Source organism: Frigoribacterium sp. Leaf415, from assembly GCF_001424645.1.
Classification (GTDB): domain Bacteria; phylum Actinomycetota; class Actinomycetes; order Actinomycetales; family Microbacteriaceae; genus Frigoribacterium.
On the sequence record NZ_LMQR01000001.1, the window covers coordinates 1,985,206 to 2,001,475 of the forward strand.

A 16,270-nucleotide genomic window follows, 5' to 3' on the forward strand; every position below is an offset into this window, starting at 1 on the left:
CGGGCGGCTTACGATGGAGGGCTCATGATCCCCACCATCACGTATCCCGCCGAGCTGCCGGTCAGCCAGAGGCGCGACGACATCGCCGCGGCGATCCGTGACAACCAGGTCGTCATCGTCGCCGGCGCCACCGGCTCGGGCAAGACGACCCAGCTGCCCAAGATCTGCCTCGAGCTCGGTCGCACCAAGATCGGCCACACCCAGCCCCGTCGCATCGCGGCCCGCACGATCAGCGAGCGCATCGCCGAAGAACTCGGCGACGAGGTCGGCGGCGTCGTCGGGTACCAGGTGCGGTTCACCGACAAGGTCGGCGCCGACACGCAGATCAAGCTGATGACCGACGGCATCCTGCTCAACGAGATCCACTTCGACCGCGAGCTCGAGCGCTACGACACGATCATCATCGACGAGGCCCACGAGCGCAGCCTCACGATCGACTTCCTGCTCGGCTACCTCAAGCAGCTGCTGCCCCGCCGCCCCGACCTCAAGCTGATCATCACCAGCGCCACGATCGACCCCGAGTCGTTCTCGAAGCACTTCGGCGACGCGCCCATCGTCGAGGTCTCGGGTCGCACCTACCCGGTCGAGGTCCGCTACCGACCCCTCGTCGCCGACGACACCACGAGCGACGACGACGGCGACCTCGACGACGACGACCGCCCCTCGGGTCGGCAGGGCGACCGGCAGGAGGCGCGGGCCGGCGACCGCAGGCAGCGCGCCGACGACAAGGACTACCTCCAGGGCATCAACGAGGCCCTCGACGAGCTCGCGCGCGAGTCGAGCGGCGACGTCCTGGTCTTCCTCAGCGGCGAGAACGAGATCCGAGACGCCGAAGAGAGCATCCGCGGCCGCAACCTGCCGCACACCGAGGTGCTGCCCCTCTACGGCCGGCTGAGCGCCGCCGACCAGCACCGCGTCTTCCAGCCCAGCACGACCGCCGGCACCCGCAGGCGCATCGTCCTCGCGACCAACGTCGCCGAGACCAGCCTCACCGTGCCCGGCATCAAGTACGTGATCGACGCCGGCACGGCCCGCATCAGCCGCTACTCGACCCGGGCCAAGGTGCAGCGCCTGCCGATCGAGGCCATCTCGCAGGCGAGCGCCAACCAGCGGTCCGGTCGCTCCGGTCGCACGAGCAGCGGCATCGCGATCCGCCTCTACAGCGAGACCGACTTCGAGAAGCGTCCCGAGTTCACCGAGCCCGAGATCCTGCGGACCAACCTCGCCGCGGTCATCCTGCAGATGATCTCGCTGAACCTCGGCGACATCGCCGCCTTCCCCTTCCTGCAGCCGCCCGACTCCCGCGGCATCAAGGACGGCCTCGATCTGCTGCGCGAGCTCGGCGCCGTCACCCAGGGTGGCCAGATCACGCGTGTCGGCAAGCAGCTCACCCGACTGCCGATCGACCCGCGCCTCGCCCGGATGGTCGTCGAGTCGAAGACGCAGGGCACGACACGCGAGGTGCTCGCCATCGTCTCGGCGCTGAGCATCCAGGACCCCCGCGAGCGCCCCCTCGATCGACGAGCCCAGGCCGACGAGAAGCACTCGCGCTTCCGCGACCCCAAGGGCGACTTCCTCACCCTGCTCAACCTGTTCGAGTACCTCGAGGACAAGCAGAGGGAGCTCAGCGGCAACGCCTTCAAGCGGCTGTGCCGCGACGAGTTCCTCAACTACCTGCGCATCCGCGAGTGGCAGGACGTCTACCGCCAACTCACCCGAGCAGCCCGTCCCCTCGGGCTGCACGTCGGCGAGCGCAGCGCGAACCCCGACGGCGTGCACCGCAGCCTGCTGGCCGGCCTGCTCAGCCAGATCGGCCTGTTCGACCCGCAGAAGAAGGACTTCGTCGGTGCCCGCCAGACGAGGTTCCTGATCTTCCCGGGCAGCAGCCTCGCGAAGAAGCCGCCGGCGGCCGTGATGACCGCCGAACTGGTCGAGACCAGCCGCCTGTTCGCCCGGGTCGCCGGCTCGATCGACCCGGCCTGGGCCGAACCGCTCGCGCCCGACCTGGTGAAGCGCAGCTACGGCGAGCCCCACTGGGAGAAGAAGCAGGGTGCCGTCGTCGCCTACGAGCGCGTCACGCTCTACGGTGTGCCGATCGTCGAGCGACGGCGCATCCAGTTCTCGCGCATCGACCCCGCCTACGCCCGCGAGCTGTTCATCCGACACGCGCTCGTCGAGGGCGACTGGGAGGGGCACCAGGCCTTCGAGCAGAAGAACCAGCAGCTGATCCGCGAGCTGACCGAGGTCGAAGAGCGCACCCGCCGCCGCGACATCCTGGTCGACGGCGACGCCGCGTTCGAGTTCTTCCAACGGCGCATCCCGGCCGACGTCGCCAGCATGCGCGACTTCGAGGGCTGGTGGCGCAAGGCCAAGGTCGACACCCCCGACCTGCTCACCATGACCGCCGCCGACCTGCTCGGGGACGACGAACCCGACGTCGACGAACAGGGCTTCCCGAGCACGTGGCAGCAGGGCGACCAGACGTTGACCCTGCGCTACAAGTTCGAGCCGGGGGCCGACGACGACGGCGTGACCGTGATCGTCCCGCTGCCGCTGTTGCCGCGCCTCCGTCCGGTCGGGTTCGACTGGCAGGTGCCGGGGTTGCGCGACGAGCTGGTCACGTCGTTGATCAAGTCGCTGCCGAAGCAGATCCGCAAGAACGTGGTCCCCGCCGCCGACTGGGCGTCGAAGATCACCGACGAGCTGCCCGACGCACCGCCCGCCGACGTCGACGAGCCGTTCACCGCGACCGTGGCCGCGGCCATCAAGAAGCTCACCTACACGCCCGTCACGACCGACGACTTCGACCTGCACCGCGTGCCCGCCCACCTGCGGGTCACGTACGCGGTGGTCGACGAGCGGGGCCGCACGGTCGGTGCCGACAAAGACCTGGACGCGCTGCAGCACCGGTTGCGCGACGCCACGCGCGACAGCGTCGCCCGCGTCACGCAGGGCGGCGGGCGCGAGGAGCGCGGCCGCGGCCGGGGTCGAGGACGAGGAGGCGCGGGTGGCGACACCACGCCCGTCGCGCCTCGCCCCACCAGCTCGATCGAGCGCGAGGGCCTGACGTCGTGGGACTTCGACGAGCTCCCCGCCGTCGTCGACACCCGTCACGGCGACACCGTCATCCGGGCCTACCCGGCTCTGGTCGACCACGGCGACTCGGTCTCGATCACATTGATGGCGACACCCGCCGACCAGGCCCTCGCGACGCCGAAGGGCGTGCGGCGCCTGCTGATGCTGGCGACGCCGTCGCCCGTGGCCTATGTGCAGCAGCACCTGACGAGCGCCGAGAAGCTCATCCTGGCGACGAGTCCGTACCAGAACACGTCGGCGCTCTTCGCGGACTGCCTGGTGGCCGTCGTCGACGACGTGCTGTTCCGGGTGAAGCCCGACGGCATGGTGATGACCAAGAAAGAGTTCCTCTCGACTCGCGACCGGGTGTCGGGGGCCGTGATGGACCAGATGTTCCAGACCGTCTCGCTCGTCGCCCGCACGCTGACCGCCGCCCGCGACGCCGACAAGGCGATGAAGGGTGCGACGTCGATGACCCTCCTCGCCGCGCTGACCGACATGCGCCAGCAGCGCGACCGGCTGATCCGTCCGGGCTTCGTGTCGCAGACCGGGCTCCAGCAGCTGCAGCGCGTGCCGGTGTACCTCGTGGGCATCACGAAGCGCACGGCGAAGCTGCTCGAGAACCCCGGGCGGGACCGCGTCTGGCTGAGCGAGGTGCAGCAGGCGACCGAGCGGTACGAGGCCGCGGGCGGGACGTTCCCGCCGACCGACACCGCGCCTCCTGCGCTCGTCCGCGCCCGCTGGATGCTCGAGGAGTTCCGCCTCAGCCTGTTCGCACAGGACCTGCGCCCGAGCGAGAGCGTCTCGCTGCAGCGCATCGTCAAGGTGCTCGCCTCCGCCTGAGCGGGGCCCCGGGGTCTCGTGGCCGCCACTAGCCTGTGGGAATGCGCGCGACGGTGAAGGACGTGGCGGCACTCGCCGGAGTGTCGCCGAAGACCGTCTCGAACGTGATCAACGGCGTCGTCTTCGTGCGACCCGACACCAGGACCCGGGTCGAGAGCGCGCTCGCCGAGCTCGACTACGTGCCGAACCTCAGCGCGCGCGGCCTGCGCACCGGGCGCACCGGGTCGATCGCCCTGGCCTTCCCCGACCTGAGCACCCCGTACAGCGCCGAGATGACGCACTGGTTCGTCGAGCAGGCGCACGAACGCGGCTGGTCGATCCAGCTCGAGCAGACCGGCTCGCGGCCCGAGCGCGAGGGCGAGCTGCTCTCGCGGGGCAAGGAGCACCTCGTCGACGGCCTCGTCCTCAACCCGATCACGCTCGACGCCAGCGCCCTGTCGTCGGCCGGTTCCGGCACCGGGGCCGCCACCGACTCGTTGCCGCCCGTCGTCGTGATCGGCGAGGTCGAACAGACTCTCGTCGACCAGGTGCGGGTCGACAGCGTCGCCGCGGCCCGCGACATGACAGCCCACCTGATCGCCGTCGGGCACCGCCGCATCGCGACCCTGGGCGACTCGGCCGGCGAGTTCGACACGGCGACGGCCCGCGCGCGCACCCGAGGCTTCGAGCAGGCCATGGCCGAGGCCGGGCTGCCCGTCGACCGTGCTCTGCAGTACTCGTGCCCCGAATGGACGTCGGCCGACGCCTTCGCCGTCGTCCGCGCCGCGATCGATCGCGGCGACCGGCCCGACGCGATCTTCTGCTTCACCGACTCGCTCGCGATCGGCGCCGTCAGCGCGCTGAGTTCGGGGGGCCTGCGCGTCCCCGACGACGTCGCGGTCGCCGGCTTCGACGACATCGTCGACGGGAGGTTCTCCGTGCCGCCGCTGACGACCGTCTCCTTCGACAAGCGACTGTTCGTCGACCGCACCCTCGAGCTGCTCGCGGCCCGCATCGCCGACCGGCAGGGCGCGGCCGAGCTCGTGCTCATCCCCCACGAGATCGTCGTGCGCGCCAGCACCCGCGCCTGACACCACGAGATGGGCACGACGCCACGAGAAAACCTGGCGCCGTGCCCACCTCCTGGTGTTGTGCCGAACGCCTCTTGCGATTCCGTTACAACGATGGAATAGTCGCTCTCGTCACACATCACAAAGGAGTGAAGATGACCGAGAACCATCGGACGACCCCGGCACCACGACCGGGCACCACCCGCGGCACCGCCACCCCCCGAGGCCTCAGTCGCCGCAGCATGCTGCTCGGCTCGGCAGCCCTCGTCGGCGGAGCGTTCGTCGCCACGGGCCTCTCGGGCTGCGCCCCCGGCGCCGTCACCGGCTCGGGCACGGACGTCGCCCAGCTCAAGTTCTGGCACCTGCTGAGCGGCGGTGACGGCATCAAGATGTCGGCGCTGATCGACCAGGCCAACGAGCAGAACCCCGAGTTCCACGCGACGCAGACCGTGCTCGCCTGGGGCACCCCGTACTACACGAAGCTCGCCATGGCCTCGGCCGGCGGGCGCGCGCCCGACGTCGCGATCATGCACGCGTCGCGCGTGCCCGGCTACGCCCCCGGTGGCCTGCTCGACCCGTGGGACGTCGACAAGCTCGCGTCGTACGGCGTCCGCGAACAGGACTTCGCCGAGGCGGTCTGGAAGAAGGGCTTCAACGGCGGCGACCTGTACTCGGTCGCGCTCGACTCGCACCCGTTCATCCTGTTGTACAACACCGACATTGCCGCGCAGGCGGGTGCGCTGGGCCCCGACGGCAAGCTCGTCGAGATCAGCAGCCCCGAGCAGTTCCTCGAGGTCGCGAACGCCATGCAGCAGGTGACCGGCAAGCACGGCGCCTCGTGGGGCTACCTCAACGACGGCGCCCAGCTGTGGCGCATGTTCTACACGTTCTACAAGCAGCAGGGCGCCGACATGGTGCTGAAAGAGGGCGGCACGGTCGAGTACGACGAGCAGGCCGCGGTCACCGCGCTCGAGTTCATGCAGCAGCTCACCGACGGCACGGCCATGGCCACGGCCAGCGACATCCAGTCGGGCATCGCCGAGTTCGTCAGCGGTGAGAGCGGCATGCTCTTCACCGGCGTGTGGGAGGTCCCGAGCGCCGAGAATGCGGGCATCCCGTTCGACGGCAGCATCATCCCGACGCTGTTCGGCACGCCGGCCGTCTACGCCGACTCGCACGCGTTCGTGCTGCCGCGGCAGAGCGAGGTCGACGACGTCAAGCGCGAGGACGTCTACAAGATGGTCTCGACCATCCTCAAGGACTCCCTCTCGTGGGCCGCGGCCGGGCACATCCCCGCCTACCTGCCCATCGTCGAGAGCCCCGAGTACGCCGAGCTGCGACCGCAGGCGAACTACGCAGAGGCCGCCGACTACCTCAACTACGACCCGCCCGCCTGGTTCACCGGCTCGGGCTCGGACTTCCAGACGTACTTCCTCGACTCGATCCAGTCGGTGATCCTCGCCAAGGACGACGCGGCCGACGGCATGCGGCGGTTCGTCGCGCGCGTGAACACCCAGCTGTCGCGCCCGGCCCCGGTGTGACGACCATGCGACGCCCCCGCGCCACCGGCCGACCCGGCCGCCCCGCACGCCCGACACCGCTCTCCTCCCCCTCCGCACGACCCGACCATCACGACGACGAAGGAGTCGATCTGTGACCTCCACCACGGTCAAGGCCCCCCGGGCCACCGCCGACCGCGCGCGGTCCGACGCCCGCTCGACCGACCTCAGCCGCACCTCCCGCAAGCGGACCGGCCCGTCCGACAACCGCATCGGGTGGGGCTTCGCCGCCCCGTTCACCGTGCTCTTCGCGGTGTTCCTGGTCTGGCCGCTGCTGCACGGCTTCTACCTGAGCTTCACCGGCCAGAGCCTGACCGGCCAGGGCGGCGAGCTGATCGGCGTCGCCAACTACGCCGAGGCCTTCGCCGACGGCGACATGTGGCGCTCGATGCTCAACACCCTGTGGTTCACGGTGCTCAGCACGATCCCGCTCGTCGTCGTCGCCCTCGTGCTCGCCATCCTCGTCAACACCGGGCTGCCGGGGCAGTGGCTCTGGCGGCTGAGCTTCTTCCTGCCGTACCTGCTCGCCTCGACGGTCGTCTCGCTGTTCTGGATCCAGCTCTACAGCCCGACCCTCGGCCCGATCAACAACGTCCTCGGCACGCTCGGATTGCCGCAGCCCGCCTGGCTGCAGGACCCCGACACCGCCATGATCGCCGTGGTCGCGACCACCGTCTGGTGGACGGTCGGCTTCAACTTCCTGCTGTACCTCGCCGCCCTGCAGAACATCCCCGACCAGCAGTACGAGGCCGCGTCGCTCGACGGCGCCGGACGCTGGCGCTCGCTGCTGTCGATCACCATCCCGCAGCTCGGCCCGACCACCGGCCTGATCGTCATCCTGCAGGTGCTCGCCTCACTGAAGGTCTTCGACCAGATCTACCAGATGACCACCGGCGGACCGGCGGGCAGCACCCGCTCGGCCGTGCAGTACATCTTCGACACCGGGTTCACCGGCTACCGCTTCGGCTACTCGTCGGCGATCTCGTACATCTTCTTCGCGGTCATCGTCGTCATCTCGATCGCACAGTTCAGCATCACGGCCCGCAACCGCAAGGGAGCCCAGAAATGACCGCCCCCGCCATCGCCCCCACGTCCGACCTGCGCGCCCCCACCGCCGACCGCGGTCGGAAGGGCCACAAGCCCGGCCAGAAGCCGTTCGGCCCGATGGCCGTCCTCAGCGTGATCATCCTGGTCGTGCTCGCCGTCCTCTGGCTGCTGCCGTTCCTGTGGTCGCTCGCCACCTCGTTCAAGAGCGAGACCGACGCCGCGGCGACGCCGCAGACCTGGATCCCGGCCGGCGGCTTCACGCTCGACGCCTACCGCGGGGTGCTCGAGCAGGGCAACATCCCGGTGTGGCTGTTCAACAGCCTGTTCACGTCGATCGTGATCACCGTGATCGTCGTGGCCACCTCGGCGCTCGTCGCGTATGCGTTCTCGCGCCTCGACTTCCGGGGCAAGAAGTGGCTCTACGTGGCGACGATCGCGTCGATCATCATCCCGCCGCAGGTGCTGATCGTGCCGTTGTTCTACCAGATGCTCGCCTTCGACATGGTCGACACGTACTGGGGCATCATCCTGCCGCAGGCCATCGCCCCGGCCATGGTCTTCGTGCTGAAGAAGTTCTTCGACCAGGTGCCGATCGAGCTCGAGGACGCCGCCCGCGTCGACGGCGCCGGGCGCATCCGGGTGTTCTTCACGATCCTGCTGCCGCTGTCGCGGCCCATCCTCGGGGCGGTGTCGATCTTCGTGTTCATCGGCGCCTGGAACAACTTCCTGTGGCCGTTCATCGTCACGAACGACGCCTCGCTGCTCACGCTGCCGGTCGGCCTGCAGACCATCGAGAGCGCCTACGGCATCCAGTACGCGCAGAACATGGCCGCCGCCGTCCTCGCGGCCCTGCCGCTGATCCTCGTGTTCCTGTTCTTCCAACGACAGATCATCAAGGGCATCTCGACCACCGGTTTCGGGGGGCAGTGACCCGCCCGCCCCGCACCCGCGCGCCCTGCCGCACCGCGCCTCCTCGTCCCCACCACACGCACGCCGTTCCCCTCAGCTAGGAGATCCATGTCCACCGCCCGCATCACCGTCGACCGCGAGTTCACCATCGGCCCGGTCCCGCGCCGCCTCTTCGGCTCGTTCGTCGAGCACATGGGCCGCTGCGTCTACACCGGCATCTACGAGCCCGGCCACCCCACCGCCGATGAGAACGGCTTCCGTCAGGACGTCCTCGACCTCACCAAAGAACTCGGCGCGACCGTCATCCGCTACCCCGGCGGCAACTTCGTGTCGGGCTACAACTGGGAGAACGGAGTCGGGCCGGTCGACCAGCGCCCGCGTCGCCTCGACGGCGCCTGGCACACGGTCGAGACCAACGCCTTCGGCCTGCACGAGTTCGTCGCCTGGTCGAAGCTCGCCGGCACCGAGGTGATGGAGGCCGTCAACCTCGGCACCCGCGGCGTCGACGCGGCTCGTGAGCTCGTCGAGTACGCCAACCATCCCGGTGGCACGGCGCTCAGCGACCGTCGCATCGCCAACGGCGCCAAGGACCCGTTCGACATCAAGCTCTGGTGCCTCGGCAACGAGCTCGACGGCCCGTGGCAGATCGGCCACAAGACCGCCACCGAGTACGGCCGTCTGGCCCAGGAGGCCGCCAAGGCCATGAAGTTCGTCGACGACTCGATCGAACTGGTCGCGGTGGGCAGCTCGGGCCGCGGCATGCCCACCTTCGGCACCTGGGAGCACGAGGTCCTCACCCACGCGTACGACGAGGTCGACTACGTCTCGATGCACGCCTACTACCAGGAGCACGACGGCGACGCGAAGAGCTTCCTCGCGACGGCCGTCGACATGGACGCCTTCATCGAGGAGGTCGTGTCCACCATCGACGGGGTCAAGGCCGCCGGCAAGCACACGAAGCAGGTCGACATCTCGTTCGACGAGTGGAACGTCTGGTACCAGACCGGCCTCGACTCGGACGACCAGCCGCACAACGTCTCGAAGGGCTGGCGCGAGCACCCGCGCCTGATCGAGGACCAATACAACGTCACCGACGCCGTCGTGGTCGGCACCTTCCTCAACTCGCTGCTGCGTCACGGCGACCGGGTCAAGATCGCGAACCAGGCGCAGCTCGTCAACGTCATCGCGCCGATCCGCAGCGAGGCCGGCGGGCCCGCGTGGCGCCAGTCGATCTTCTGGCCGTTCGCCCGCATGGCGGCGCTCGCGACCGGGCAGATCCTGCGCACGCTCGTCACGAGCGACAAGGTCGACACCGAGAAGTACGGCGACGCCGACCTGGTCGACGTCAGCGCCACCTACGACGAAGAGGCCGGCACGGTCGCGTTCTTCCTCGCGAACCGCGGACTCGACGAGGCCGCCGACGTCGAGGTCGCCCTGCGCGGCTTCAGCGGCGGACGCGTCACCCGCGCCGAGGTGCTGGCCGTGCCCGAGGGCGGCGACCGCTTCTCGTCCAACACCGAGAACGCGCAGGACACCGTGGGGCTCGTCCCGCTGACCGGCGTCACGGTCGACGGCGGCACCGCTCGCCTGCGCCTGCCCGCCCTGTCGTGGGCCGTCGTCGAGCTCGAGGTCGGCAAGGCCTGACCCACGGAGCGATTGCAGGAGGCGCGGTGTCGGTCGTGACCGGCACCGCGCCTCCCGCGTCCGGTCGCGTCGGGTGCGCGGCTCAGCCGCGGGGCCAGGCTCAGCCGCGGGACAAGGCTCAGCCGCGGGGCTTGAAGAGGCGGGCGATGCTGTCGCGCACCGACTCCTCGATGGTGTCGGTGAAGCCGTTCGAGAAGCCCAGGGCGTCGTTCGGGGCCGACGCGGCCGTCATCGACTCGACGACGCGCTGGCCGTGGTGCGCCCGTGCCTCGCGCACCGAGTCGAAGCCGAGGCCGAGGTCGCTCGCGGCCCGAGCCAGCAGCGTCTCGCGGGCGTCGTCGGTGCTGGTCTGCGCCTCGGCGAGCGCGCGCACGGACGGGTCGTCGACACCGTCGGCCACCCATCGGGCGGCACGCCCCGGCAGCACCCCGGACGGCAACAGGCCGAGCCGCCGTTGCGCCTCGCTGTCACGGATCTCGGAGCGGGCGACGGACGGGTCACGGGGCGTCGGGTCGGGGCTCACGAGAACCACGATACTCGTGGGAATCCGGGGCGGCTGCCCCGCCTTCGGGTCGTGCGCTCAGCTGAACAGCCGTGTCGGCGTCGAGAGGTCGAGCTCGCTCGCGCGCAGGTCCTCCGCCGACGGCCCGTCGCCCGCGCCACCGTCGTCGAGGCTCCGCTCGATGCGCCCCTTCTCGGCGATGCTCGACCGGATCAGGGGCAGGCCGCGCTGGATCGCGTGGCGGATGCGCTCCTGCAGCAGGGGGGCCGTGACCGCGTACTTCTCCGCGCCCCCGGTCGCCGTGAAGTCGGTCGTGTGCGCGTAGACGCCGAGCGGCAGCGTGAGGGCCTGGAAGAACCCGAACAGCGGTCGCAGCGAGTGCTCGATGATCAGCGCGTGGCGCTCGCTGCCGCCCGTCGCGGCGAGCAGCACGGGCACGTCGACGAGCGCGTACTGCTCGACGAAGTCGAAGAGGTGCTTGAAGAGCCCGGTGAAGGAGGCGCGGTACACGGGCGAGGCGACGATCAGCAGGTCGGCGGTCTCGATGGCGACCAGCTCCCGCTCGACCCGCTCGTCGAGCTGGTCGCGGGTGAGCGCGCCGGCGAACAGCGGCCCGAGTTCGCTGACCCGGATCACGTGCGCCTCGATCGGCAGGACGTCGCCCAGCGCCGTGACGATCTCGTGCACGAGGGCGTCGGTCTTGGACGGCGTGCTGAGGGTGCCCGACACGGCGACGACCCGCAGGGGCCGGGTCGGACGCGGGGACGAGGGGGTCGGAGGCAGCGTGGAAGTCATCTCGTCCATGCTGCGCCCGAGGCCGACGTAACACAGGGTGTGTGACGGATCGTGACGTGCGACAGTGTTCCGGTGACACATCAACCAACCCAGGAGGGGTTCGACCCGGCTGCCCACGGCTTCGACCCCGCACGACCCGATTCCGACCTCGCCGCCTCGTTCGGGCTGGCCGCCGACGTCTACGAGAGGGGCCGCCCGTCGTACCCCCTCGAGGCCGTCGAGTGGCTGCTGCCCGAGGGCGCCTGTCACGTGGTCGACCTGGGGGCCGGCACGGGCAAGCTCACCCGTCTGCTGCTCGACCGTGCTCCGTCGGTCACGGCCGTCGAGCCCTCGCCCGGCATGCGCGCCACCCTCGAGCAGGTCGTCCCCGGGGCGACGTCGGTCGCGGGGTCCGCCGAGAGCATCCCCCTCGGGGACGACTCGGTCGACGCCGTCCTCGTCGCGCAGGCCTGGCACTGGGTCGACACCGACCGAGCCGTGCCCGAGATCGCCCGCGTGCTGCGCCCCGGCGGCACGCTCGGCCTGATCTGGAACATCCGCGACGAGTCGGTGCCGTGGGTCGCGGAGCTCAGCCGGGTGATGCACCAGCCGCGCGAGCGCGACATGGGGTCGGACGCCCCGGTCGTCGGTGCGCCGTTCGGCACCGTCGAGCGACACGACGTCGCCTGGGTGCACGAACTGGGTCGCGACGAGTTCCTCGCCATGATCGCGTCCCGCAGCTACGTCATCACGCTCTCGCCGGACGACCGCGCGGCCGTCCTGCGCGACGTCGAGCAGCTGCTCGACACCCACCCCGACACCCGCGGCGTCGACCTCATCCGCCTGCCGTACGTCGCGCGGTGCTCGCGGGCCGTCCTGCCCTCGTAGGTCGCGCCTCCTCGGCACCTCCCCACCCTGCGGGCCCGTCTCGTCGTCCCCGGACGCGGGCGGGCCTGCAGGGCACGGGCAGCACGCACGAATAGGGTCGGGTCATGGACCAGGAGGCGCGGCTCGTCACGGTCGACCACGCCTGGTCGGGCCGGTGGTCCGGTCGCAGCCTGTTGCGGCTCGACGCCCACGGCGTCGTCTTCGCCGGGTCGGCCGACGCGCACGACGCCGACACCCTGGCCGGGGCCGAGCTGCCGCACGTGCCGGGCACCGTGCTCGCCCCCTTCACCGACTCGCACGTCCACCTCGGCCTGATCGACGCCGCGCAGCTGACCGTCGGCGGCATCTCGCGGGTCGTCGACCTCGGGTGGGACCCGGCGATCGCGCACGGCTGGCTCGGCCGGTCGGGGCGGGACGGCTGGCCCGAGGTGACGATCGCCGGTGGGCTGATCACCGCACCGGGCGGGTACCCGAGCCGGTCGGGCTGGGCGCCGCCCCGCGCCTCCCTGGTGGTGGCCGGCCTGCGCGCCTCGACCCGGCTGCGCCGCGCGGCCCGGCTCGTCGAACAGCAGCACGCCCTCGGCGCCTCGATCGTCAAGGTCGCCCTGAACACCGACGCCGGGCCCGTGCTCGACGACGCGACGCTGCAGGTCGTCGTCGACGCCACGCACGGACTCGGCCTGCCCGTGGTCGCCCACGTCCAGGGGGTCGGCCAGGCCGCCCGCGCGGCGGACGCCGGGGTCGACCGGTTCGCGCACACGCCCTTCAGCGAACGGCTCGACGACGAGCTGGTCGCGCGGCTGGCCGCCTCGACGACGTGGGTGAGCACGCTGGACATCCACGGCTACGGTGTCGGCGGGGTCGCGCACGAGACGGCGGTCGACAACCTCTCGCGCTTCCGTGCCGCGGGCGGCCGGGTGCTCTACGGCACCGATCTCGGCAACGGCGACCTGCCGCTCGGCGTGAACGAGCGCGAGCTGCGTGCGATGGGCCGGGCCGGCTTCGGGCTGGCCGGACTCCTCGACGCCCTCGCCCCCGACGTCGCCGAGCCGACCGGCGGCGCACGCCTGCCGTTCACCCGCGTGACCTGGATCGCCGACGCGCCCCGCGCCTCCGCGTCCTCCGACGAGCGGGCCGCCTGGCTCGCGCGCGCGACCGCACTGACCGCCGACGAGCTGCTCGCCGTCGCCCTCGAGGAGAAGACTTGATGACCGATCCGCTCGCCTACCCCGCCGACTCCACCGACCCCGACGAGCAGGCCTCGGCGCATCCCGCCGGCCCGCTCGACGCTGCCGACCCGCTGGCGTCGTTCGTCGACCGGTTCGTGCCGGCCGTCGACGTGGTCTCGTACCTCGACGGCAACTCGCTGGGGCGGCCCGTGACCGCCACGCTGTCGCGACTGTCCGAGTTCGTCGAGGGCGCCTGGGGCACGCGGTTGATCCGTTCGTGGGACGAGCGCTGGATGTCGCTGCCGACCGAGCTCGGCGACCGCATCGCGGCGGCCTGCCTCGGTGCCGCGCCGGGTCAGACGGTCGTGGCCGACTCGACGACCGTGCTGCTCTACAAGGCGATCCGCGCCGCTCTGCGGGCCCGGCCCGACCGCCACGAGATCGTGATCGACGACGACCAGTTCCCGACCGACCGCTTCGTCGTCGAGGGCATCGCGCGGGAGCACGGGGCGACGATCCGCTGGATCGCCGTCGACAAGGCGACCGGCGTGACCGTGTCGCAGGTGCGCGACGTCGTGGGGCCCGAGACGGCACTGCTGCTGGTGAACCACGTGTCGTACCGGTCGGGGTGGCTGGTCGACCTGCCGGCCGTCACGACGCTCGTGCACGAGGCGGGCGGGCTCGTGCTGGCCGACCTCTGCCACAGCGTCGGCGTCGTGCCGATGCAGCTCGACGAGTGGGGTGTCGACCTCGCCGTCGGCTGCACATACAAGTACCTCAACGGCGGCCCGGGTGCCCCCGCCTTCGTCTACGCCCGCGCCTCGCTGCTGCCCGAACTCGACCAGCCGATCCAGGGGTGGATGGGCGCGGCCGACGTGTTCGCGATGGCCGACGGGTACGAGGCGGCGGCCGGCATCCGACGGTTCGTCAGCGGGACTCCCCCGGTGATGGGCATGCTCGCGATGCACGACATGCTCGACCTGATCGACGAGGCCGGCATCGACGCCATCAGGACGAAGTCGCTCGCCCTGACCGACTACGCCTTCGACCTCGTCGACGCCTGGCTCGTGCCGCTCGGGGTGACCGTCGCTACTCCCCGGGCCGCGGCGGAACGCGGCAGCCACGTCACCATCACGCACGAGTCGTTCCGCGGCATCGTGGCCCGGCTCTGGGACGCCGGCGTCGTGCCCGACTTCCGCAACCCCGACGCCCTGCGCATCGGACTGTCGCCGCTCAGCACCTCGTTCGCCGAGGTGCGCATCGGCATCGCCGCGATCCGGGCGGCCCTGCTCGCCGACTGAGCACGCACACGGCACACCGCCGAGTGGGCAGGACACCGCCGCACGAAGCGGTGCCTCGTCCACTTCCCGTGTTCTCGCGGATCGACGACGCCGGTGTCGGGTGGGCGCAGTCAGCCGAGCCCCGGCACCTGCGCTTGTGCCTGTGCCTGCGCCTGTGCCTGCGCCTGCGCCTGTGTCTGGGCGCCGAACCCGAACGCCCCGCGTCCGCCGCCGTGCCGAACCCGACCGCCCCGCGCCCGCGTACCGCTCCTAACCCGACATCCGGCGCCGACGAAAACGTTTGCGGCCGAAGATGAGCAGCGTGTCCCCCCTCGAAGGTCGCGAATTGCACACCGGATCGAGGACGGGGCGGACGCAGAACAGGCGCCGCCCGGGGTGGGCGACGCCTGCTGCGTGGTGCGGGGGGGTGCGCTAGAAGTCCCAGTCCTCGTCTTCGGTGTTGACGGCCTTGCCGATGACGTACGACGAGCCCGACCCCGAGAAGAAGTCGTGATTCTCGTCGGCGTTCGGCGAGAGGGCAGACAGGATCGCCGGGTTCACGTCGGTCGTCTCTTTGGGGAACATCGGCTCGTAGCCGAGGTTCATCAGCGCCTTGTTAGCGTTGTAGTGCAAGAACTTCTTGACGTCCTCGCTGAGGCCGACGCCGTCGTACAGGTCTTGCGTGTACTGGATCTCGTTCTCGTACAGCTCGAAGAGCAGGTTGAACGTGTAGTCCTTGATCTCTTGCTTACGCTCTTCGGAGGCGCCCTCGAGACCCTTCTGGAACTTGTAGCCGATGTAGTACCCGTGCACGGCCTCGTCGCGGATGATGAGGCGGATCAGATCGGCCGTGTTGGTCAGCTTGGCGCGCGAGGACCAGTACATCGGCAGGTAGAAGCCGCTGTAGAACAGGAACGACTCGAGCAGCGTCGAGGCGACCTTGCGCTTCAGCGGGTCGTCGCCCGTGTAGTAGTCGAGGACGATCTGGGCCTTCTTCTGCAGGTTGACGTTCTCGGTCGACCAGCGGAAGGCGTCGTCGATCTCGGGCGTCGACGCGAGGGTCGAGAAGATCGACGAGTAGCTCTTGGCGTGCACCGACTCCATGAACGCGATGTTCGTGTAGACGGCCTCTTCGTGCGGGGTGATCGCGTCAGGGATCAGGCTGATCGCGCCGACGGTGCCCTGGATGGTGTCGAGCAGCGTCAGGCCGGTGAAGACCCGCATGGTCATCTGCTGCTCTTCTGGGGTCAGCGTGTTCCACGACTGCACGTCGTTCGACAGCGGGATCTTCTCGGGCAGCCAGAAGTTGTTGACGAGCCGGTTCCAGACCTCGACGTCTTTGTCGTCGTGGATGCGGTTCCAGTTGATCGCACTGACCGACGTGATCAGCGGGACCGACTTGCCGGTGGCGTGCACCGGATCGGTGATGGTCATGACGTGCCTTTCAGAGGGAAGAGCGTGAGTTCAGGAGGCGCGGGCCGGCTGTCGAGGCCGGCCCGCGCCGGGTGGCGCAAGAGCCGTGAGGCGCAGG

General features: G+C 70.3%; 12 protein-coding genes. 9 read left to right on the forward strand and 3 right to left on the reverse strand.

Annotated features, from left to right (window positions below):
- Positions 1-24: 24 nt before the first annotated feature.
- The 6 genes from hrpA to arfA all read left to right on the forward strand — a co-directional run bounded on the left by hrpA (position 25) and on the right by arfA (position 10,126).
- Positions 25-3,918 carry an ATP-dependent RNA helicase HrpA gene (gene hrpA / locus ASG28_RS09145; RefSeq protein WP_055974282.1) on the forward strand — a complete coding sequence of 1,298 codons (3,894 nt, stop codon included), beginning with the start codon at positions 25-27 and terminating at the stop codon, positions 3,916-3,918.
- Between the two features lie 41 nt (positions 3,919-3,959).
- Positions 3,960-4,988, forward strand: coding sequence for a LacI family DNA-binding transcriptional regulator (locus tag ASG28_RS09150; protein WP_055974283.1), 1,029 nt, complete (start codon positions 3,960-3,962; stop codon positions 4,986-4,988).
- Between the two features lie 134 nt (positions 4,989-5,122).
- Positions 5,123-6,508 (forward strand): extracellular solute-binding protein, encoded by a 1,386-nt coding sequence (locus ASG28_RS09155; protein ID WP_082454757.1) that lies wholly within the window; start codon positions 5,123-5,125, stop codon positions 6,506-6,508.
- A 112-nt stretch (positions 6,509-6,620) separates the two neighbouring features.
- Complete coding sequence (locus ASG28_RS09160; protein WP_082454538.1) at positions 6,621-7,595, forward strand: carbohydrate ABC transporter permease; 975 nt, start codon at positions 6,621-6,623, stop codon at positions 7,593-7,595.
- Positions 7,592-8,503: a carbohydrate ABC transporter permease gene (locus ASG28_RS09165; protein WP_055974286.1), complete on the forward strand. Its 912-nt coding sequence runs from the start codon at positions 7,592-7,594 to the stop codon at positions 8,501-8,503. Before ASG28_RS09160 ends, ASG28_RS09165 begins: the two co-directional genes overlap by 4 nt.
- Positions 8,504-8,590: 87 nt before the next feature.
- Positions 8,591-10,126 carry an arabinosylfuranosidase ArfA gene (gene arfA / locus ASG28_RS09170; protein ID WP_055974289.1) on the forward strand — a complete coding sequence of 512 codons (1,536 nt, stop codon included), beginning with the start codon at positions 8,591-8,593 and terminating at the stop codon, positions 10,124-10,126.
- 118 nt (positions 10,127-10,244) lie between these two features.
- Here the strand turns inward: arfA and ASG28_RS09175 are convergent, their stop codons facing one another.
- Entirely contained in the window at positions 10,245-10,649 is a 405-nt protein-coding gene (locus ASG28_RS09175; RefSeq protein WP_055974292.1) for a hypothetical protein, read from the reverse strand.
- A gap of 57 nt (positions 10,650-10,706) precedes the next feature.
- Entirely contained in the window at positions 10,707-11,423 is a 717-nt protein-coding gene (gene msuE / locus ASG28_RS09180; protein ID WP_082454758.1) for an FMN reductase, read from the reverse strand.
- A 72-nt stretch (positions 11,424-11,495) separates the two neighbouring features.
- On the opposite strand from msuE, the gene ASG28_RS09185 reads away from it, so the two are divergent.
- The 3 genes from ASG28_RS09185 to ASG28_RS09195 all read left to right on the forward strand — a co-directional run bounded on the left by ASG28_RS09185 (position 11,496) and on the right by ASG28_RS09195 (position 14,760).
- Complete coding sequence (locus ASG28_RS09185) at positions 11,496-12,290, forward strand: class I SAM-dependent methyltransferase (RefSeq protein WP_055974293.1); 795 nt, start codon at positions 11,496-11,498, stop codon at positions 12,288-12,290.
- Positions 12,291-12,394: 104 nt separating this feature from the next.
- The gene (locus ASG28_RS09190) at positions 12,395-13,498 is read left to right on the forward strand and encodes an amidohydrolase family protein (RefSeq protein ID WP_055974295.1); all 1,104 of its coding nucleotides are present in this window, start codon (positions 12,395-12,397) and stop codon (positions 13,496-13,498) included.
- Positions 13,498-14,760, forward strand: coding sequence for a kynureninase (locus tag ASG28_RS09195; protein WP_055974300.1), 1,263 nt, complete (start codon positions 13,498-13,500; stop codon positions 14,758-14,760). Before ASG28_RS09190 ends, ASG28_RS09195 begins: the two co-directional genes overlap by 1 nt.
- 411 nt (positions 14,761-15,171) lie before the next feature.
- Here ASG28_RS09195 and nrdF read toward each other — a convergent pair whose 3' ends face one another.
- Positions 15,172-16,173: a class 1b ribonucleoside-diphosphate reductase subunit beta gene (nrdF, locus tag ASG28_RS09200; RefSeq protein WP_054146924.1), complete on the reverse strand. Its 1,002-nt coding sequence runs from the start codon at positions 16,171-16,173 to the stop codon at positions 15,172-15,174.
- Positions 16,174-16,270: the final 97 nt, after the last annotated feature.